Below are 20,881 nucleotides of genomic sequence, written 5' to 3' on the forward strand. Positions count from 1 at the left end.
AGCTGATCAGATCGTAGGTTCTGGATTTAGTTCCACTGAATTACGCAACAAAGCCCCTCAATCCATTAGAGAATTAATGGCGAAAAAGTGGCGGTAGACACTGTAAACGACCGTTATTTAGCTGTTTTATTCGTAAAAAAGGCGACAATTTTCACTGTCGCCTTTTGCTATTTAGAGCCTAATTTTTCTATTCCCAATCAAGGAAAACCTTGCCAGAAAGCCCCCTACGTATAGCATCGAAGCCAGCTTGGAAATCATCAATTTTAAAGTGATGAGGTAATGATTGGTGATAGGTCTAACCCTGATTGAATCAAACTTGCCACTATATGCGAAATAAAAAATAACCAATAAATATCAATTGGTTAAATTATTTATAAATTAAATATGGCTACAGAGTGGCGATAAAAAAGGCAACAGTTTTACCTGTTGCCTTCTAACATTCAAAACTGGTAGTAACCTACTCCCAGTCTAAAATTACTTTACCTGACATACCAGAGCGCATCATGTCGAAGCCTTTCTGGAAGTCGTCCACTTTGTAGTGGTGAGTAATGATTGGTGTTAGATCTAGGCCTGATTGAATCAAAGAAGCCATCTTGTACCAAGTTTCGAACATCTCACGACCGTAGATACCTTTGATAACCAAGCCTTTAAAGATTACTTGGTTCCAGTCTACTGCCATGTCTGATGGTGGAATACCTAGTAGAGAGATCTTACCGCCGTGGTTCATGTTAGTCAGCATGCTATTGAACGCAGATGGGTTACCAGACATTTCTAGGCCTACATCGAAGCCCTCAGTCATGCCGAGATCAGCCATTACGTCTTCAAGCTTCTCTTCCATTACGTTTACTGCGCGAGTTACACCCATTTGACGAGCAAGGTCTAGGCGGTATTCGTTTACGTCAGTGATTACAACGTGACGAGCACCAACGTGCTTAGCAACAGCAGCAGCCATGATACCGATTGGACCAGCACCAGTGATTAGCACGTCTTCGCCTACTAGGTCGAAAGAAAGCGCTGTGTGTACTGCGTTACCAAACGGGTCAAAGATTGATGCTAGATCGTCAGAGATTTCTGCAGGGATCTTAAATGCGTTGAACGCAGGGATCACAAGGAACTCAGAGAACGCACCAGTGCGGTTTACGCCAACACCTGTTGTGTTACGACAAAGGTGAGTACGGCCGCCACGACAGTTACGACAGTGACCACATGTGATATGGCCTTCACCAGATACACGGTCGCCGATTTCAAAACCACGAACTTCTTGGCCGATGCCAACAACTTCACCCACGTATTCGTGACCTACCACCATAGGTACTGGAATTGTGTTTTGTGACCACTCATCCCAGTTGTAGATATGTACGTCTGTACCACAAATTGCAGTTTTCTTAATACGAATAAGAAGATCATTATGACCCATTTCAGGTTTTTCAACCTCGGTCATCCAGATGCCTTCTTCAGGCTTAAGCTTAGAAAGTGCTTTAATTTTCATAATGTTATCCAGTTCATCTCGCCTAACTGTAAGGCGAGAATCAAAAATCTATATGTTCTATTGGGTGTTGTTCTATCTAATCAAAGGATGCACAAGGCACCCCTTTAAAATTAGATGATAGCCATGTCTTTACCAACTTGGATGAACGCATCGATTGCGCGATCCAGTTGCTCACGAGAGTGTGCAGCAGACATTTGCGTACGGATACGAGCTTGGCCTTTTGGTACTACAGGGAAAGAGAAACCTACAACGTAGATGCCTTTCTCTAGGGCGCGCTCTGCAAATTCAGCCGCTACTTTTGCATCACCAAGCATGATTGGGATGATAGCGTGGTCAGCACCACCCATTGTGAAGCCCGCTTCTTCCATGCGAGTACGGAAGTGAGCAGAGTTTTCCCATAGTTGAGTACGTAGGTCGCCAGATTCCGCTAGAAGATCTAGAACACGGATAGACGCCGATACGATTGCAGGTGCAACAGAGTTAGAGAATAGGTATGGACGAGAACGCTGACGTAACCAGTCGATTACTTCTTTCTTACCAGAAGTATAACCGCCTGAAGCGCCACCCATTGCTTTACCAAGCGTACCTGTGATGATGTCGATACGGTCAACAACGTTATGGAACTCGTGAGTACCCGCGCCGTTTTCACCCATGAAGCCAACTGCGTGAGAGTCATCAACCATCACTAGTGCACCGTACTTGTCAGCAAGGTCACAGATAGCAGGAAGGTTAGCGACTACGCCGTCCATAGAGAACACACCGTCAGTTACGATTAGTGTGTGACGAGCGCCTGCTTCTTTAGCTGCGATAAGTTGCTGCTCTAGCTCTTCCATGTTGTTGTTCGAGTAACGGAAGCGCATTGCTTTACATAGACGAACACCATCAATGATAGATGCGTGGTTTAGAGCATCAGAAATGATTGCGTCTTCTTTGCCTAGGATCGTTTCGAATAGGCCAGCGTTTGCATCAAAGCAAGATGTGTAAAGGATAGTGTCTTCTTTACCAAGGAACGTAGATAGCTTTTGCTCTAGTTCTTTGTGAGAGTCTTGAGTACCACAGATGAAACGAACAGAAGCCATACCAAAACCGTGTTGATCCATACCGTCTTTAGCCGCTTCGATAAGGTCAGGGTGGTTAGCAAGGCCTAAGTAGTTGTTTGCACAGAAGTTTAGTACTTCTTCACCAGTCGAGATAGAAACCGCTGCTTTTTGAGCAGAAGTGATAATGCGCTCAGACTTGTAAAGACCTTCTTCTTTAACTTCTTCGATTTGAGTTTGAATCTGTTGGTAAAATGCAGAAGACATTGTCTATTCCTTCCTAATTATTATTCAGCAGCATCGCGCGCCGCATTATGTAGGGGATGTAAACGATTTCAATTCGATCATTTACACTGTAAAACTTATACCCCTATTCTAGTTGAACATCCCCTTCTCGATTATCCCTTTAGTTGGAAAAACATTAATGAATCACAGGCACGAATAATGATTCATCCCAGTGACACAGGGCACATAAACGCGTCTTACCTGCTCTTTTTAACGTCAAGTCCCCTTCCGTTTGTGTCTAATTTCACTTTCATATCAGATCTCTATTTTTCATCTCAGAACGATATGGTGATGATTATCCGCTTCTCTTAGAATGTGCATCAGCAACTCCGCTATACAGATAAGCTACAAACACATCAATCTATCAGAGCAATCACGCTAAGCAATTAATGAAATTGATTCACAAATCAGAAGAGATCACTCACAATTGTCAATAAGCTCACCGTTGCAACTAGCCCAACTGGATACTTATGATTAACCCAAAACTCATCGCCCTACTTCCCGATCTCGCCTCGTTTATCTTAGTTGTGAATGAAGGTAGCTTTACCGCTGCAGCAAAGCAGTTAGGGGTGACACCCTCAGCGTTGAGTAAATTGATCACACGTCTAGAAAAAGCGCTCTCAGTAAAGCTGTTCGAGCGAACCACCCGTACTCTTATCATCACGCAAGCAGGTCAACTGGTTTACGATCAGAGCGTGGTAATGATTAATGCGGCGCAACAAGCGGTTGAGTTGTCGACATCTGACCATACCGAACCTGCTGGATCGATAACGGTAGCAGCCCCTGAAGCCTTCTTGAACTCGGTTCTACAGCCTTTTGTTGCACCATTCTTAAATCAGTACCCTGAGATCCAACTTAAGTTAAGAGCGGCTGATGGCGACATTGACATATTACGTCAAGGTATCGACATTGCTTTTCGCCTTACCGATAAGCCCGACGAAAGTTTGGTATTGAAAGCATTAGGAAAAACAAATCTCGTGTTGTGTGCAAGCCCTAGCTATTTACAAGCGAAAGGGATTCCTCACCACCCTACGGAGCTGTCTGAACACGATTGTTTGTATCTTGCGGAAACAGATAAAGACCACATTTGGGACTTTCTAAAAGATGATGAGTTTCACACCGTTCCCGTCAGTGGGCGTTACGCTGTAAACCATTCTCAAATGCGACTTAAAGGCGTGAAAGAAGGGCTTGGCGTCGGTATATTCCATGACTTCGTGATTCAAGATGCATTGGCTGAAGGTTCTGTCGTACAAGTATTAGAAGATTGGACCATCAAGAGTAACTACCATGGCGCTATCGCGATGCAGTTTGCTCAAACCAAGTATATGCCTGCTCGCCTACGTGTGTTCATTGATTACGCGATGGAGCACTTGGGTGAAAAGTTGGCAGGAGAAATCAACTAATGCTTAGGGGAATACACCACACCGCGATCATCTGTTCAGACTACGAAATCTCTAAACGGTTTTACACTGAGATTTTAAAGCTAGAAATTATTGCAGAGAATTACCGCGAAGCACGCCAGTCGCACAAGCTCGACTTGGCACTGCCCAATGGTGCACAAATAGAATTATTCAGTTTCCCTAACGCACCTGAAAGACCAAGTTTTCCTGAAGCCCAAGGGCTAAGACATCTAGCTTTTTGTGTTGATGACGTTCAACAAGTCAAAAACTATTTGGAAGCACAAGGAATCGACGTCGAACCGATTCGTGTTGATGAGTTTACGGGGAAATCATTTACGTTTTTCGCAGACCCAGACGGCCTGCCGCTAGAACTTTATCAGATCTAAAGCTTTATCAGATCTAGAGCCGTATCAAGTCTAAAGTCTTCTTCACAAAAGAAGCGATCATCTGATTAATAAAACGGACCTTCTCAAATAGAGAAAGTCCGTTTGCATGTCAATTAACTCAACGCGGTCTTGAATCTCTCAACGCGTGAAAACAGTAACCAATCCAATAGCATTGCAATCACAATCGTTGCACCCGCGAGTGGAAACAATATCGAAATAATAACCACAGTCACTAAACCCGTTTTCCATAAGCCTGCATCGCCAAACTTCGGTGGCGTTCCCAACTTTCTTTGGCCTGAAGGTCTGCGTATCCACCACATTACTCCACCAGTCACTGACACCACAATGAACGCCAAACAGAACAACGCATTTAGAAGCTTATTAATGATGCTGATGTCACCTTGATGCAGAGAAATACCGACGGCTAAGGTTTTGGCGAATAAATTGTAATCTTGCCACGTCACCTCTCCTAGAATGCGCCCTGAATACTGGTCGAGGTGAGTCGTGCGATCTTCAGTTGGATCGATAATGTCACCGCCCATGGTATTGGCAGCCACGGTGTAAACGCCCGTTTCTGAGCGCGGAAAATTGACTTTATATTGTGTAAAACCAATAGATTGAGCTTTTTCTATCACATCATCAATCGAGAAATTACTGGCAGATAATACATGCTGAGAATGATCCTCACCCATCTTGGAGTGATCATGAGCTTCAGACACTTCTTCTACTTGGTGGACGTGTTCTGCTGGCTTATCTTGAGATAAAGGCAATGGAGTTTGCTCTAGGTTCCAAGGCATTTCCTCTTCGGACCCGTGATTTAAAGAAGCATGCGTTTCGTTAGACAGAGGAATGTCATCCCACATTTGAGCAGGAAAAGTACTCCATGCTTGCACTAGCTTACCGCCCCAAAAACCTGTCCATGATAATCCCGATAGAATAAATAACAGAAGAATGAATGACAGTGTTCCACCGATGTTCGCATGCAGATCACGCATTAATACACGTGTTCCTGAAGCAAACCTAAGCTTAAGAAAGCCAGCGCGGCTCGCGTTATCTCTCGGTAACCATAAGTAAATACCACTGATGAGTAACAGAATAGACAAGCTTATTGCGACTTCAATTAGGTAATCACCCCAATCACCAATCAACAACGTGCCGTGGATGTCATTCGCCAGCTGATAAAGGCTATCGCTGCGCGGGATTTCTCCGACCACTTCGCCCGTGTATTGATTCACCGTGGCGAAAACAGATGTTCCGTCTTCAAGTGCTACCGAAAAACGGTTGGCCAGATCAGGCGTTTTACTCGGTACAAATTGTGTCACCGTACCTTGTGGGTAGTGATTTTGTACAGCAGCTAATTGTTGTGACACCTTGATCAGTTCGCCCGATGCAACAATTTCAATCGCGTCTTGATGGAAAGCGAGTTCGATTTCATCATCAAACAGCATCACCAAGCCAGTAATACTCAACATCAACATAAACGGGATAACGAATAGCCCAGCATAGAAGTGCCAGCGCCAAGTGAGGAAGTAGAGAGTTTTATTGCGGTCTTTGCTTTTTATATTGGTTTTCGAACCAGTTGTTGCACTGCTTTTAGACTGCGAAGTTGCTTGTGCTTTCGCAGGGGTTTGAGATTCATTTCTCAACATTATTATTTCCTTTGACACACGCAAACATACCTTCTGAAAGATCAGAAAGTAATTTGAGCATGTTTAACTTTACTTAATACTTTATTTTTTAATTATTTTAGTGGGTTAGGTTTAAGCAGTAACAAAGGGAGGGCCGCGCGGGGCTTGCCTCATATAGCGTTCGCTTAGAGCCAAAAAAGCGTAGCTGTCTGAGACAATAGAACTCAGTCGAGTTGTCAGTAGTGTAGTTGGAAGTTCGTCTTGGTGAAACGTGGAAAAATGGCTAAAGGGACACGGCTTTCCTTTGTGAGTATTAGGTTCACCTTCTTCAATTTGAACCAGTTCAAAGCCATTGACCGTACATAACGACGCCCATACTCCCACACTATTACCATGAGCATTGATAACAGGCATTAATGTCACCAGCACCCAGCTTAATGCTGTAGCAAGTAACATGGAGAAGTTGAACGAAGTTCGGCGCATTATTCCAAATCTTTATAAATTTCCCTTATTATGAGGGACTTGGAATATAGGTAAACGTAAAGATTAACAGCAAGTTAAAAAATTGAAGCTAACGCACACTCTTTTTAGTTAAAAACTGGTTACAACCAAAGAGCCAAAAGAATGTTACGCGTCTATTAGCAGTAAAATGTCTAGAAAAATAGCAGTAAACTGTTTAGAGAAACGACAATAAAAAACGCCGCCTTACACCTTCCCCTAAAGAGGGTAATGTAAGACAGCGTTTTAGAAATCGAATCTTGAGGTTTTGCTCTTTGTTACGTATCTAGCAAACTCAATTGATTGGCAAATTAGCCGAAGATCTTGCTCCAAATGCTTGGATTACGCTTCTCATGGTACTCTTCACGAAGGCCGTCAATAGTACGAAGTTCCTGCTGTGCCGACTCTAAGTCACCTTGGTCTAGCTTCTGCTCAATGCTATCCAATGATGCACTGATCTTTTTGAACCCTTCCATGAAGTTGTCTTCTTTCTCGACTGGGTAAACACCCGTTTTGAGCTCTGCCACTAGCGTATCTAAACGAACGATAGGCTTTTGCATCTCTTCAATGCTTTGAGCTTCTGCCGCTTGTTTGAACGCAAGCTTCATTTCTTGCATGTTTTTCTTAAGGTCAACATTAGCAAATGCGTTGCCAGACAATACTGAAGCAGCGATTAAGCCAGATAAAAGGATTGAGCGAGTTTTCATTATTTCTCCAAGTGAAGCGGTGTCTTTGAAGTTAGAGCCATCATTATTGTACTGTGGCACTTCGACTTTATTATTTTCGGTTAGTGTATACAAAAATCCGTCGGGCACAAAAATTGATTGTGTCGAAATGCAAACTAGCTAGCTAACCAATGACTAAAAAGTATAAAGTACCGGACAAACCATCACTCAAATACCGAAAACTCGGCAATCGATTGACGACCACGTAATACCAAAAAGGCTAGGAATTGCTGTGGTGAATGGGTAATCACTTTACTCGAATCCACGCCCACCTCACCAAGTAGTGAAGACACGAGATCCAATCCACCCACATCTATGCAGAAATGCGCATCGCTACCTGTCGTAATAAACGCACCTTTCGCTTTAGCAATTCTTGCGATCTCGTAACAACGATCAACACTGCCAACGCGGCTATTGCCTTTAAGCGTGGTGTTATTAATTTCGATTGCTACGTTATGTTCCGCCGCACATTGAATCACAACTTCAAAATCGAAATCAAAATTTGGGTTGCCTAAATGACCAAGTGCATTAACACGACCGCCTTTAATCACATTCAACAATGCTTCTGTATGAGTAGCAACATCCGACGGGCGAAAAACGGGCTCGTGGAAGCTGGCAATCACCCAATCTAGATTCTTATCCACACTCGGATGAATGTCGATTTCACCCTGTGTGTTCATGATGTTTGACTCGACACCTCGAATAATAGCGACATCTTCAATAAAACGAGGGAGCACACGTTGGTTACTGAAAAACCAATAGTGTGGCGCGCCCGGCATAGACTCGGAATGGTCGGTCGTACAAAACATAGCTAAACCGTTTTGTTTTGCCGATTTTGCATTCTCGATCAACGTGCTGTAAGCATGACCACTTGCGTATGTGTGGGTGTGGGTGTCTACTTTTAGTTCCATGAATCAATGCCCTCTTCGCTCGGTCAAAAAACGTGCTTAAGAAATGAGTGCTTAATAGCAACAATTCGACCAGTTTATCAGTTGAAAGTGACAATTAGCACCCAAACATAAAGGTTTATTAGGTATTCATTTACACGACACGGGAATACGTGGCTACCAGAAGACGCTAACGCTTTTCTTATCTAAGTAAAATCGATCATACTCGGTAATTACGCCAATTTTTTGCAACCTACCCAAGTTCGTCAATACTTAAACCAGTCTACAAACTGGAGTGTTAGATGAGAAGAAGACGATATCCGCTGAGTATCCACATCACTAGCCTTTTCTTAATTTTGACCACTCTTGTCGGTACCGTACTGATTTCGATAAGTTATCGGCATTCTCAAGAACTGCTTTTAGGCACAGTGCGCGAAGTCAGTAATGAACATCGCGATAAACTGGAATCGGTATTTAAACAAGCTATTGCCCCAGTCATCACAACCTTAAACGTGATGGCAGTGAGCCCGTTTGTTGCTCATCAAACCTCCTCCGTCGAAAAAGAATCTTGGCTTGCTTCGGTCGATATCATCTTCAAACAAAATACCAATTTAGTCGCTCTGTTCTATGGCTCTGAAGATGGTGACTTCAGAATCTTTCGCCCTCTGAGTTCCATTAAACAGAGAGCCGACAACAACGCTCCCGCGAAAGCGACCATGATGGTCAGCAGCACCAATCTAGATGGTGAAAACTTTATTACCTTTCTCGATGGCGCACACCAAGTGATCAGTACCCGACAAGCCGAGAGTAAGTTCAACCCCACGACTCGACCTTGGTTTCGTAACGCAAAGCCTGACGGCTCAATACAACTCTCTGAGCCCTACCTGTTCTATTTCTTGCAAACCAATGGCATCACGCTTTCTAGACGTTCTTTGGATGGCAAGCATGTCGTTGGTGCCGACTTCACGTTGAAATCTCTCTCTTCCCAGATCAGTGAATTGGCCTACTCTCCACCAACCCGACTCGCTCTGTTCGATCAACATTTCAATCTTCTCGGCCAACATCAACTTGATCTATCAATTCCCAAGCTTACCTCCCAGCCTAACAACACAAGTAAAACTGAGAAAACGAATAACCAAACGACGGGGAAACTCTCTGGCAGTGAGCAAGACCAAAGCTTCTTTAATGTGCCCAAACGTGAACAGTTGGAAGCATCCGTCATAGCACCACTTATCTCCGACGAGGAGAAATTAAACCTCAACCTAAAAAACGTTGAATACAACCTAAACACTTGGGCATTAACACTAACGCCTGTTGAGCTCACTCAGAATGTCACTTTATATTTGGCAGAGGCTACGCCACACAATGAGTTGCTCTCTGATCTTATCTCGATGCGTGACAAGCAAGTCGCCGTCGCGATTGGGATGTTGTTCATCTGCTTCGCTATCGTATGGTTTGTCGCCAATCGTTTGTCTCAGCCGCTTAATACGCTGATGCAACTCACCGACAACATCGCACGATTTGACTTCAGGCGAACTCATTATCCCAAAAGCATGATTCAAGAAGTGGCTAACCTCGCCCACTCAATTGAGCTGATGGAACACACACTTCATGATCTGATTACACTACTTCGAGACACGGCCGGGAATCAGGAATTTTCGATATTAGCCAAAAATATCGCTCATCAAAGCTATTTGATTACCAAAGCAGAAACCATCGTCCTCTTCACTCAATCAAAAGAGAAAGACGTGTTTGATACGGCAGCTAACCTTGCCATTCTCCCTTTTAAAGCCGACATTAATGACTTCATCAAGCACACCCCTTGGTTGCTGTGCCAGCTTAAATCTGGAGAAACCATCCACTTAAACCGAGAAGGCAATGTTCTCAACTATTACCAAGATTCGATCTTCAATTCAGATCTGTACCTGTTTCCACTATTAAACCGTGAGAAGTTGTTGGTGGGTATTGTTGCAATTGGCTATGAAAGACCAATCACCAAGATGCAGGCAGACAAACACGCATTTTTGAGGGAGCTACTGAGCTTTGCTGAAATCGCTAAAGACAACATTGACCAAATGCAGCAACAGAAAGACATGCTCAATGCCTTTATCGAGTTAATAGCATCTGCGATTGATACCAAATCCCCATACACTGGCGGTCACTGTCAGCGAGTACCCGAACTGACCAAATGGTTAACCCAAGCGACTATAGATGACGACCGTTACTACCCGCAGTTCTCGCTTGATAATAAACAATGGGAAGAACTCATGCTGGCTGCTTGGTTACATGACTGTGGGAAAGTCACCACACCTGAGTATGTCGTAGACAAAGCGACAAAATTGGAAACCATTTACGACCGAATCCACGAAGTGCGAATGCGTTTCGAACTGTTAAAACAACAGGCTGAAACCGACTACTGGAAAGCCATAGCGAACGGAGCGCTTCAAGAGGATCAGCTTAAGATCCTCGAACAAAGCTTGTCAGAATTGGATGAAGAATTTGCCTTCGTTGCTGAATGCAATCTTGGTGGAGAGTCGATGACGGACGAACAACTAGAACGCTTAGACCGAATAGCCAAGCGCCAGTGGAAACGAACACTCGACGATCAGCTAGGGTTATCTTGGTCTGAAAAAGAGAGATTCAATGAACAACAAGACACGACAAAGAAGAGTGAAGCTGAGCCAGCAAGAAAAGACCAAACGCTGCCCGTGATGGAGCCACTACTTGCTGATAAACCCGAACATAAAATACCTTGGGATAATGGCTTTAACCCAGCCAACGTGTGGCAAGAAGCGTTTGTACTCAAACCTGGTGAAGTCAAGTACAACCAAGGTGAATTGCACAATTTGAAAGTACGTCGCGGTACCTTAAACGACGAAGAACGCTTCATGATAAACGACCATATCATTCAAACCTTCACCATGCTCAACAAGCTACCTTATCCATCTTATCTCAAGAACATTCCTGACATTGCCAGCGGACACCACGAACGTATCGATGGCAAGGGTTACCCGAGAGGCTTAAGCGAAGACCAGTTACCTTTGCCGTCTAGAGCGATGGCCATTGCCGATGTATTCGAAGCGCTCACCTCCAGTGATCGCCCGTATAAGAAAGGAAAACTCCTAAGCGAATCACTCAACATCATGACCGACATGGCCACCAGCGGTCATATCGACCCCAAGCTGTATTTGCTGTTTTTGGAAAACAAAATCTACGACAAATACGCTGAGCGATTCCTAGAGACTAAACAGCGTTGCGAGATTAAACCAAACGAACACATCGACCGAGTAAAAGAGTACATTCGTTCATTGTTCTAGGCTTTTGTCTGCAATCTTCAGCCTCAATGTTTAGCTTTTAACGGCAGAGTCCAAAACCGCAGCATCTGCTGCAGTCGCAAAAGCCACAGCAGCTCGAGGTGTTTGCTTGGCTTTTGCTTTGCTGTGTCTTTTAGCCAATAGAGTATTGGTTATGCTCGCCACGACTATCAAATTGATGCCGATTAACTGCTGAGATGAAAACACGTCATCAAAGAACAAGCTCTGCCATAACGCACTGAACAGCATGTTAGTGAAAATTAGGGGAGCCAACTGAGAACCGCTGTCTGCCAACTTGTACGCTTTCGAGCGGAAGATTTGCGTGTTAATAGTAAATAGAGCCAATCCAAAAGCGCCAAGCCCAATCCAGCGTAAGCCTTCAAAAGATAGCAGAGCCGAAAAGGTTCCATTGCCCGCAGCACTCTCAAGCATATCTGGATCCACAGATACTGAAGTAAACACAACCATTGGTATCACAATGATTGCCGCGACCAAGAACGTCCACGCGTTTAGCTCTGCGGGTGTCAGGCTAGTCTTGGATGCTCGATACAAACTCACTTGTGAACCCGAATTAAACACACCCGCCAATAATCCTAGCAACAACGCTGGCCTAAAGAACTCTGAGCCAAATTCAAACTGCGACCAATCCCCAGCCATCATCACTACGCCGACAAAGGTGACAACTAAACAAATCACTGTGGTTGTATGAATCTTGGTTCCAAACATTAATTTTTCTAACAAAGGAATGAACAGAGGGCCAGTGCTGAACAACACCACACCTTCAACGAGTGTTAGGGTCTGTAAAGACGTAAGGAAACACCACTGGCATGCAACCATAAAAATCGCACGCATCACTAAAGGTTTCCACATATCGAGTGAAGGTTTCGTGATTTTGTAAAACATCAAAAATAAGAATAAAAACAGGCTGGGTAACAAAAATCGCACGAAACTCAAAAATGAAACGGGCATTGATACCGATAGATACTTGGCCATTAAGCCACTTAAAGACAAACTGAACGTCGACAACAACATGAAAGCCGTCGCCTTGGTAATATCAGACATAATTATCACCTCCTATGACAGTTATTTTAGAGGCGTGACGTGATGAAAAATAGCGAGTAATATTAACCACAACTGTAAGGAAAACTTACCAATGAAGAAACTCGTTCCACTTAAATCCGTTTATGCTTTCATTGCTGTAGCCGAAACAGGCAGCATGACCGAAGCCGCTCGCGTGTTGTACGTCAGTCACTCAGCAGTAAGCCAAGCGATAAAATCATTAGAGCAACTGGTCAATAAGCCGCTGTTCCAACGTGTGGGTCGTCGTGTTGTTCTCAATGCCGCAGGTAAGCGATATTATCGAAAAGTCGCACCCGCACTGGAACAAGTAATAGAAGCCACAGAAGAACTCGCCAAAACGCCTAACGACCACCGCATCACCCTCAACATGGTGAACTCACTCGCCATGCACTGGTGGATCCCGCGAGTTTCGGAATTCCAAAGCTTTGCTCCCTCTCTTGATATTCGTATATCCACGTTAACGGGCACTTTCGACATAGAGCAGGAAGGTGTGGACATCGCGCTGGTGCACGGTAAACCGAGCGAGTGGGACCGATATTACAGCGAAAAGCTCGGTGACGATGATCTGGTATTGGTGTGCAGCCCAGCACTATTGAAAAACCAAATGGGATTAAGCGTTGAACAACTGGTGAAACAAAACCCAACCATTGGTGTCTTCAACCCAAGAAGACAGCATGACTGGCAAGTGTGGTGCGATCATTACCAAATACCCATGCCGACGTTCCACAGTAACTTGACGTTCGATGTCTCGATTCAAGCCGTACAGGCTGCCATTCGTTCGCTTGGTGTATTAGTCACTCACCGCTTGTTTGTGAAAGATGACATCAGCCATGGCATGTTGGTCGAAATTAGTGAGCCAGTGGCTAACCCCCATCAAGATTTCTATTTCGTTTGTCCAAAAAACAAATTAAAACAAGAAAGTGTGCTAAAACTGAGAACATGGTTGAGGCATGAATTCACTCGCTCAGAGACAAAACTCAGCAAGTAACTAATCATCAAATAACTAATCAACTAGTAACAACTCATCTAGTAACCAACCATCTAACTTACAGAGGCCATTATGATTATTACCACCACTCAATCTGTTGAAGGCAAACGCATTGTCGACTACAAAGGGGTTATCGCCGGAGAAGCCATCCTAGGGGTTAACGTATTCAAGGATATGTTTTCAGGTATTCGCGACTTCGTCGGTGGACGTTCTGGCACCTATGAAAAGGAACTGGAGAAAGCACGTAACTACGCATTCAAAGAGCTGGAGCAGAAAGCGATTGAAGCGGGTGCAAACGCAGTGGTTGGTGTCGATATCGATTATGAAGTCTTAGGAACAGGTAATGGCATGTTGATAGTATCAGCCAGCGGCACAGCGGTTGTCGTCGCTTAATCGAATCTGAAATCATGTGATTCAATAAATGCTTATTCCAACGTTCGGTTTGTTTATCACCAGAAGGTTGGAATAAGGATAAGCCGTGGCTGAAGTGAATTTAACTCGTTCTGCCTTCTTGCTCAGAGATTATCTCATCAAAAGAGGCAATTCGAGCAAGGAACGCCCCCTTGTCTTTCGGTAATATAGAGCTTGCCAAAGGCAGGTCAGCCTTCATCGCGTCGACCGCCCTTCCACGTACCAACACTTCAAAATGTAAGTGAGGCCCTGTTAAACGGCCTGTTGCACCCGACAACGCAATTTCCTGCCCACGCTTAATCTGTTGCCCTTTCTTAACCAAGAATCGACTCAAATGCAGATAACGAGTTTTGTAAACACTGTTATGTTCTATCACTATGTATTTCCCTGCATATGGATGGTCACGAAGTGCCACAACCCTACCGTCTCCCGTTGAATAAACGGGTGAACCCACAGGTGTGGCGAAATCAGTACCATTATGCGGCGATACACGTCCAGTCACAGGATGCTTTCGGAATGGGTTGAATGATGAAGTGATTCTTCGGAACTGTTTGTCTATTGGGTATCGATTAAAAGCTTGCTCAAGGCTATTCCCTTCTCGGTCATAGAAACGTCCATCCGCAGCAAGAAAAGCCGCCACTTCCCTATTTCGTAGCTTGATAGAGACCCCTTGCACTTCAGTCTTACCCGTTAAGTGATCTTCCATGTATTGCTCTTTAACCAAAACATTAAAGCTGTCGCCAGCTCTGAGTTCTTTGGAGAAGTTAATTTTATCTTTCAGCGTTCGAGTGATATTGGCTATCTGGGCACTGGTTAAACCGGCCTTGTAAGCTGAAGTGGAAAAACTACCCTGCACCGCACCTGCGTACAGCTTTTCTTTCCATTCCCCAGGAGTCTCGATGAACTGATAACTAAAACTACCGTCATCATTTTCTGTATAGACAGCTTGTTCAACCAAGCTCTCATGGTAAATCAATTCGACTAGCTGCTTAGAGTCACTATCCAACAACAACTCTAGATGATCACCAGGCTTGATCGTGTCCAGTTTCAGTGATTCTAGATCGGCCTCAAGTATCTTTTGAGCCGTTCCGTAAGGGAGTTTCCAAGAGGTAAATACATTACTGAGTGTATCCCCAACTTTGACAAAATAATGAACTCTTACCAGAGAACTTGACTCAACGTCTGAACTCGATGGCTTCTCATCAGCCGAAACCACACCTTGGTAAGGTGTAATTTTGATAGCGATGTCTTCTGGTGGTTCAGGAGAAAGAGAAAGACATAAAGCAAGTGAAAATGCGCTGATAGCAGTCACTATCAGGCCAGTGCGGAGGAACTTCATAAAAATACTTAACGGTTATCACAATGAACTTTTCAAATGTTATAACATAACAATTAATTCAGTAAAATAAGCGAAATGTAAGAAACCGTTCCGTAAAAATGATTAAAAGCATAGTAAGCGTACGAAGCTCACCATGCCATTAAATAATTACTCTTCACAAAGCGCTTCAAAACGATCTAAGCCGCGTAGCATCTCAAAATCTGGCTCTTCAGCTAGCAACTCTCGCATTGAGCCACTGGCTTCGATAGAGCGCTCTAAGTCGTCGATTGCCTGACCTTCAGCACCTAATCTTGCATACGAACAAGCTCGTTGGTACAAGGCATGGGCATTTTGATCATCCACTTCCAATACACGATTACATAAGCTCATTGCCCAGTGGTATTCCTGCATGTCCATTGCGGCATCAGCTTTATAAGTGAGCGCCTCTAAATCACCAGGGCGGACTTTTAAGATCTCATCGTAAATCTCAATTTTTTGCTCTGCGGTTTGAGCATTTTGCGCTCTCAACCATAAGTTGTGTATTTCATTGATGATTTCAATTTCTCGGTTGTTCTCTGAGATAATTCGAGTCTTACGCTTTAGATCCCTTTCAAGAACGTTAAACTTCTTCTCGTACTCTTGAGCGATAGAATTCAATCGCTGGTCAGCCATTTCTTTGGTTGTGTGCTTGAGTTCTTTAAGCGATTGCCACCCAACTAATGCGATAAGTGAAGCGACACCCGCAATAATGTAGAAAAAATAGGTTACAGTCACGTTGGCGTAATTCAGCGATTTGTCCGCCACAGCGAGCTCACGGTCGGTCATCTGAATAGTCAAACGTCTTTCAAGATCTTGTTGGTCCATTCTTAGCTGCTTCAATTCATCCAAGATATAGCGTTCCATCAACGGTCGATCTAAATAGTCCAATTCTGAGTACTCAACCTCTTCGCTTGCAAAACTCATCGTGCTGAACACCGAGATAACTGCAATCAATAAGATTCGAAGCATTATACATTCCTTATATGTTTCATCTTTAGGCTAACTGTATCTTGTAATAGTCATACAAGCTAGGAAGTCGACAAGTTTGGCTTATTCGTATTAGTTAATAGTTATTTATAGCTCGATAGTCACTCACTTCTACAATCGATTCCTCCAACCACGGACTCTTCCAACAATCCTGCATAAATTCCATTGTGTGCTATTAGCTGTCGATGATTACCTTGCTCAACAATTTCACCCTTTTCCAACACCAAAATCGTATCTGAGTGACGAACGGTACTCAAACGGTGTGCAATCGCAATCACGGTTTTTTCCTTGAAAAGGCGCTGCATTGCTTTTTGAATTAGGTCTTCGGTGATTAAATCTACCGAACTGGTCGCCTCATCAAGCATCATCAATTGACCACCCTGTGCAACCGCTCTAGCGAACGAGATAAGCTGCGTTTGCCCTACAGACAAGTTGGATCCGTTCTTTTCCAAGTGGAAGTCATAACCTTGTGGCAATTGTTCAATAAACTTATCGGCATAAACATAGCGCGCAGCCTGTTCAACCTCAGTTCTAGATAGATGCGTTTTACCCAGCGCGATATTGAATTGGATGGTCTCTTCAAATAAGTGCACGTCTTGCATCATCATTGAGAACAAATGAGCAGAGTCTTCGCTTGAGATCTGAGACAGCTCTAATCCATTCAACAAAATGCTGCCTTCATAGTCTTGGTAGGTTTTAGAGATTAGACGCAGAACCGTCGACTTACCTGACCCCGTCGAACCTACAAGCGCGATTTGATGCCCTTTCTCCAATAAAAACGATACATTATTTAGAACATAAGGAGAGTCGTCTTTGTAACGGAAGCTCACGTTCTTAAACTCTAGGCTCACAAACTGTTCGAGCTGTTTTTCAACCTTGCTCGATAGCAACAGGTTGCGCCCTTCTTCTTCAGTCGGCTCAACAAACAGCTCTTCAATATGGTCAAACGCTGCAAATGAACTCTGAATCGAAGCAATCTGCGAAGTAAAGTCACGGATCGGAACAAACACTTTCTCTAAGGTGTTGATGAACGCAATTAGCACACCCAACGTGAGTGCCCCTTCTATCACTTGCTCAGAGCCATACCAGATCATAATTGCGATGGTGATAGAGGTGATGCCAGAGATAAACGAGAACAAAATCGCATCGTATTTATTTATCTTTTTCTGCGCTCTTAAAAACTCATCGGTATAGCCTTGGTAACGCTGTTCTACTTGATCTTCTGCTCGGTACATCTGAACGGTTTTCATGCCAAATAAGACTTCTTGTAAAAAGCCAATACCGCGAGCCAGCGAAGAACGAGTCACCTTATACAAAGCACGAAGTCGGTTTCTCACATACACAGTCAAATACATCACTGGCGGCATAATAATCAATACAATCATCGTTAACTGCCAATCAATAAAGAACATCATCACTAACAGAGCAATGGTATTGATGCTGTCTTTAACTAGCCCGACAACCGACTGAACAAACGTCTCGCCGATGGTTTCCAAATCACTGGTTAATCGTGAAAGCGTTACGCCAATCGGTGTGTTATCAAAATAGCTGCGTGGTAGTTTGAGCACACGAGCAAACAACACTGAGCGCATGTCAGTTATCGTGTATTGCCCGGTTTTACGCAGGTTGTACGAATAGGTGGTATCCACCACATAGCTCGCCACCAGCACGGCAACGAGATAGAAGACGTATTCGAGCAGACCATCCATATCCCCATGACTCAGGTGAACATCGATCACTTGAATGATCAGCCAAGGGAACAACAAGCTCGTGATGACAGAAAGAGGAAGCATAGCGATGCCCAGAATCGCAGAGCCTTTGTATTTCTTAGCAAACTTAAAAAAGTGCTTGAGGTACTTGAGATCAACACCTTTTAACATGCTGCTGCCTCCGTTTCATTCTGCTGTAACTGCCATGTATCGTAATAGTAATCGCACGTTTTCAATAACGTCGCGTGGTCGCCCTTCGCAATCACCTTACCTTCGTTCAACACGATAATTTCATCCATATATTCAAGGGCATTAACACGGTGTGAAACCACAAGTACCGATTGATTTTCCAAGTGCTTAAACAAGCCCTCTAAAATCTTACGTTCTGTTTCATAGTCGACAGCCGATAGAACGTTGTCCATGATGATCAGGTCGGTGGGTTGCAATAAAGATCGCGCAATGCTCAAGCGCTGTTTCTGACCACCCGACAACATGATCCCTTTCTCACCGACTAAGGTTTGGTCGCCATGCTCAAAACGTGTAACGTCATTGGCTAACTGACTCAGTTCTAAAACCTCATCAACCTGACTCTTTGCCAAGTCAGTATCTAAGCTACCGAAGCGGATATTGTCTTCGACGGTTGCAGAAAACAGATAAGGGTCTTGCGTCACGGTTTTCACGTAACGGCGCAAATCACTGCGTGAGAAGCTAGTGACATCTCTTTCGCCTAGGAAAACTGAATCTTCTGGTACATCCAAGTGATGGTTCAAGCAATTCACTAATGTCGTTTTACCCGCTCCGATTCCGCCTAGCACACCCACTTTCTTACCTGCTGGAATGTCAAAGCTGATGTCATCGAGAATCAGACGCTCTTCACCTGAATAGCTGAAGCTGAGGTTGCGAATAGAAAACGTTTTTCCCTTCAGAGATTCAACATCTAACTCAGTGAGCTTATCTTCATCAAGGTCTGGAATTTTTGCATTAAGAATGGTTTGTACACTTTGAATGCCGACCATGCCACGCTGATAAATGGTCGCGATTCTGCCAAGCTGCATCAATGGCATTGCGAGCAAAACCGAGTAAGTCAGAAAGGCAGTAATCTCACCAAGTGTGAGTTCCTGTCTCATTAACATGTAGCCACCGAGCCCAAGAATGATGATTTTCATCAGGTCATTGGCGTAGTCGAGTACTGGCATAAAGAAGACTTGAATACGTGTAATTTTAAGGCGGCATTCAAGTAATAACTGATTCAGCTTTTCAGTTTCAGCTTTCACCCAAGGTGACATCTGCTGGCTCTTAATCAAATCAATCCCAGACAGGTAACTCATTAGCTGAGCAGACAAGTTTTGTAGACGTTTCATGTGCTCTAAATGCAGCGTTTTCATACGCTTGAAGCCCACCCGAAAAATCACAAAAGCGATTGAGATAGGAATAATCGAATACAGTGTGAGTTCTGGCGATATACGCCACATATAAAGAGGTGTCAGCGATAGCGCGAGTAACGCATTGAAGAACTGAAGAAACCCCACACCAAACATCAGTCGGATGCCGCTAAGGTCATTATTCATGATTGAAATTAGTCGACCAGATGCAAAGCGTTCATGAAAGCTGCTCGGTAAGCGATTCAGCTTTTGTAGAAGTGTACTCTTTAGTGCTGCTTCTGTAATTCGCCCCGGATTAAGCGCATAGATACGAGACAGAATTCTCACCACCACCATGGCAACCGACATGCCGACCACGATCCAAACATAGGTTTGAAGCTGCTGATGGCCCGCTGTTGAAGCATCCTCAATAAGATCGATGGCAAGTTGGATATAACGAGGGATCTCTACCTGTAACCAGTTAACGAGAAAAATGAACACAATCGCCAGTAAGTACGAGGTGTGATTCATGCGTAAATAGTGGGCAACAAACTGTCTTTTATTCATAGTCTTCTTTGTTTAGGGCAGGCTCACCGAGTTTTGGTGATTTCGTAAAGCTAGAAACGAGCGTCACTTAAGTAAAGATAAACCTAAAACACCGGATTGATAATATCACTCCATTCATTTTATACAGGTTATCTCAGGTCTCGATGTTAGAAAAATTCACAACAAAAGCGCCTAAAACAACGTTACCGCCTAAATAGCGGTAACGTTGTTTGGTAGAAGATAAAGATTAAAGAATCACGTCTACATTATCGTCCTCAATATTTACAAGGAGTTTCACTTCACTTCCCATTGCCGACGGATACCAGACTTCAACCCATACTTTATCTACATGATTGGGTAAAAGGAGAGTTGCAGAGAACTCAATATCTTGATTGATTGGGCTCCTCAGCACTTGTGAGGTGTAATCGACAACATCACCATTGAACTCTGTATAAATACTCATAAAACCTCGAGAACTTTGCGAGCTTGCTACGTCAACGTTTACAGACACTTCTCTCTCCGTAGAAAAATCAAAACCTTCCGGTATAGATAACTCAGATGATTTAATAGACTGCGGTATCACTACTGGAGCAGGTGTCACCACGTTATTGCTACCAACGGTCGAATTACTCGGAGGAGTGACGGAGACCGGAGCCGTAGTATTGCTCGGAGGAGCGACAGTACTTGGAGATGAAGCGGTACTATCACCTCCACCTCCGCCGCCACAAGCTGAAAGGAATACAAAGCCTACACCACTAAAAATTAGTTTGATTGTTTTCATAAATCCTCCTGA

At 43.9% G+C, this 20,881-nt stretch carries 17 protein-coding genes; 5 read left to right on the plus strand and 12 right to left on the minus strand.

The features are described 5' to 3' along the window. Positions 1 to 457: 457 nt before the first annotated feature. Both tdh and ACED53_RS18240 read right to left on the minus strand, forming a co-directional pair. Complete coding sequence (gene tdh / locus ACED53_RS18235) at positions 458 to 1,489, minus strand: L-threonine 3-dehydrogenase (RefSeq protein WP_004730216.1); 1,032 nt, start codon at positions 1,487 to 1,489, stop codon at positions 458 to 460. A 110-nt stretch (positions 1,490 to 1,599) separates the two neighbouring features. Continuing rightward, positions 1,600 to 2,793, minus strand: a complete 1,194-nt coding sequence (locus ACED53_RS18240; protein WP_017100637.1) for a glycine C-acetyltransferase — start codon at positions 2,791 to 2,793, stop codon at positions 1,600 to 1,602. Positions 2,794 to 3,281: 488 nt separating this feature from the next. Between ACED53_RS18240 and ACED53_RS18245 the strand changes: the two genes are divergently transcribed. Both ACED53_RS18245 and ACED53_RS18250 read left to right on the plus strand, forming a co-directional pair. Further along, the gene (locus ACED53_RS18245) at positions 3,282 to 4,214 is read left to right on the plus strand and encodes a LysR family transcriptional regulator (RefSeq protein WP_102580027.1); all 933 of its coding nucleotides are present in this window, start codon (positions 3,282 to 3,284) and stop codon (positions 4,212 to 4,214) included. Beyond that, on the plus strand, positions 4,214 to 4,597 hold the full coding sequence (locus tag ACED53_RS18250) for a VOC family protein (RefSeq protein WP_017100639.1): 384 nt from the start codon (positions 4,214 to 4,216) through the stop codon (positions 4,595 to 4,597). Before ACED53_RS18245 ends, ACED53_RS18250 begins: the two co-directional genes overlap by 1 nt. 113 nt (positions 4,598 to 4,710) lie before the next feature. On the opposite strand, the gene ACED53_RS18255 is transcribed toward ACED53_RS18250, so the two are convergent. The 4 genes from ACED53_RS18255 to ACED53_RS18270 form a co-directional block, all read right to left on the minus strand. Continuing rightward, entirely contained in the window at positions 4,711 to 6,246 is a 1,536-nt protein-coding gene (locus tag ACED53_RS18255; RefSeq protein WP_017100640.1) for a PepSY domain-containing protein, read from the minus strand. Positions 6,247 to 6,357: 111 nt separating this feature from the next. Further along, positions 6,358 to 6,708, minus strand: coding sequence for a hypothetical protein (locus tag ACED53_RS18260; protein WP_017100641.1), 351 nt, complete (start codon positions 6,706 to 6,708; stop codon positions 6,358 to 6,360). A 326-nt stretch (positions 6,709 to 7,034) separates the two neighbouring features. Beyond that, a complete protein-coding gene (locus ACED53_RS18265) occupies positions 7,035 to 7,430 on the minus strand; it encodes a cytochrome b562 (RefSeq protein ID WP_017100642.1) in 396 nt (131 codons plus the stop codon). 182 nt (positions 7,431 to 7,612) lie between these two features. Beyond that, complete coding sequence (locus ACED53_RS18270; RefSeq protein WP_017100643.1) at positions 7,613 to 8,359, minus strand: phosphatase; 747 nt, start codon at positions 8,357 to 8,359, stop codon at positions 7,613 to 7,615. A gap of 278 nt (positions 8,360 to 8,637) precedes the next feature. Here ACED53_RS18270 and ACED53_RS18275 point away from each other — a divergent pair, with 278 nt between their 5' ends. Beyond that, the gene (locus ACED53_RS18275; RefSeq protein ID WP_371715281.1) at positions 8,638 to 11,652 is read left to right on the plus strand and encodes an HD domain-containing phosphohydrolase; all 3,015 of its coding nucleotides are present in this window, start codon (positions 8,638 to 8,640) and stop codon (positions 11,650 to 11,652) included. 30 nt (positions 11,653 to 11,682) lie between these two features. Here ACED53_RS18275 and ACED53_RS18280 read toward each other — a convergent pair whose 3' ends face one another. Then, a complete protein-coding gene (locus ACED53_RS18280; RefSeq protein WP_102580026.1) occupies positions 11,683 to 12,711 on the minus strand; it encodes a DMT family transporter in 1,029 nt (342 codons plus the stop codon). Positions 12,712 to 12,802: 91 nt separating this feature from the next. On the opposite strand from ACED53_RS18280, the gene ACED53_RS18285 reads away from it, so the two are divergent. Further along, a complete protein-coding gene (locus ACED53_RS18285) occupies positions 12,803 to 13,717 on the plus strand; it encodes a LysR substrate-binding domain-containing protein (protein WP_017100645.1) in 915 nt (304 codons plus the stop codon). A 72-nt stretch (positions 13,718 to 13,789) separates the two neighbouring features. Further along, the gene (locus ACED53_RS18290; protein WP_371715282.1) at positions 13,790 to 14,110 is read left to right on the plus strand and encodes a heavy metal-binding domain-containing protein; all 321 of its coding nucleotides are present in this window, start codon (positions 13,790 to 13,792) and stop codon (positions 14,108 to 14,110) included. Positions 14,111 to 14,210: 100 nt separating this feature from the next. Here ACED53_RS18290 and ACED53_RS18295 read toward each other — a convergent pair whose 3' ends face one another. The 5 genes from ACED53_RS18295 to ACED53_RS18315 form a co-directional block, all read right to left on the minus strand. Beyond that, on the minus strand, positions 14,211 to 15,467 hold the full coding sequence (locus tag ACED53_RS18295; protein ID WP_017100646.1) for a peptidoglycan DD-metalloendopeptidase family protein: 1,257 nt from the start codon (positions 15,465 to 15,467) through the stop codon (positions 14,211 to 14,213). Positions 15,468 to 15,614: 147 nt separating this feature from the next. Continuing rightward, complete coding sequence (locus ACED53_RS18300) at positions 15,615 to 16,454, minus strand: tetratricopeptide repeat protein (RefSeq protein WP_009845608.1); 840 nt, start codon at positions 16,452 to 16,454, stop codon at positions 15,615 to 15,617. Positions 16,455 to 16,573: 119 nt separating this feature from the next. Beyond that, positions 16,574 to 18,352, minus strand: coding sequence for an ABC transporter ATP-binding protein (locus tag ACED53_RS18305; RefSeq protein ID WP_017100647.1), 1,779 nt, complete (start codon positions 18,350 to 18,352; stop codon positions 16,574 to 16,576). Further along, positions 18,346 to 20,109, minus strand: coding sequence for an ABC transporter ATP-binding protein (locus tag ACED53_RS18310; protein ID WP_017100648.1), 1,764 nt, complete (start codon positions 20,107 to 20,109; stop codon positions 18,346 to 18,348). Before ACED53_RS18310 ends, ACED53_RS18305 begins: the two co-directional genes overlap by 7 nt. Before the next feature lie 226 nt (positions 20,110 to 20,335). Beyond that, positions 20,336 to 20,869 carry a hypothetical protein gene (locus tag ACED53_RS18315; protein WP_017100649.1) on the minus strand — a complete coding sequence of 178 codons (534 nt, stop codon included), beginning with the start codon at positions 20,867 to 20,869 and terminating at the stop codon, positions 20,336 to 20,338. Between the last annotated feature and the right edge of the window lie 12 nt (positions 20,870 to 20,881).

The organism is Vibrio sp. 1F169 (genome assembly GCF_041439605.1).
Taxonomy (GTDB): domain Bacteria; phylum Pseudomonadota; class Gammaproteobacteria; order Enterobacterales; family Vibrionaceae; genus Vibrio; species Vibrio tasmaniensis_A.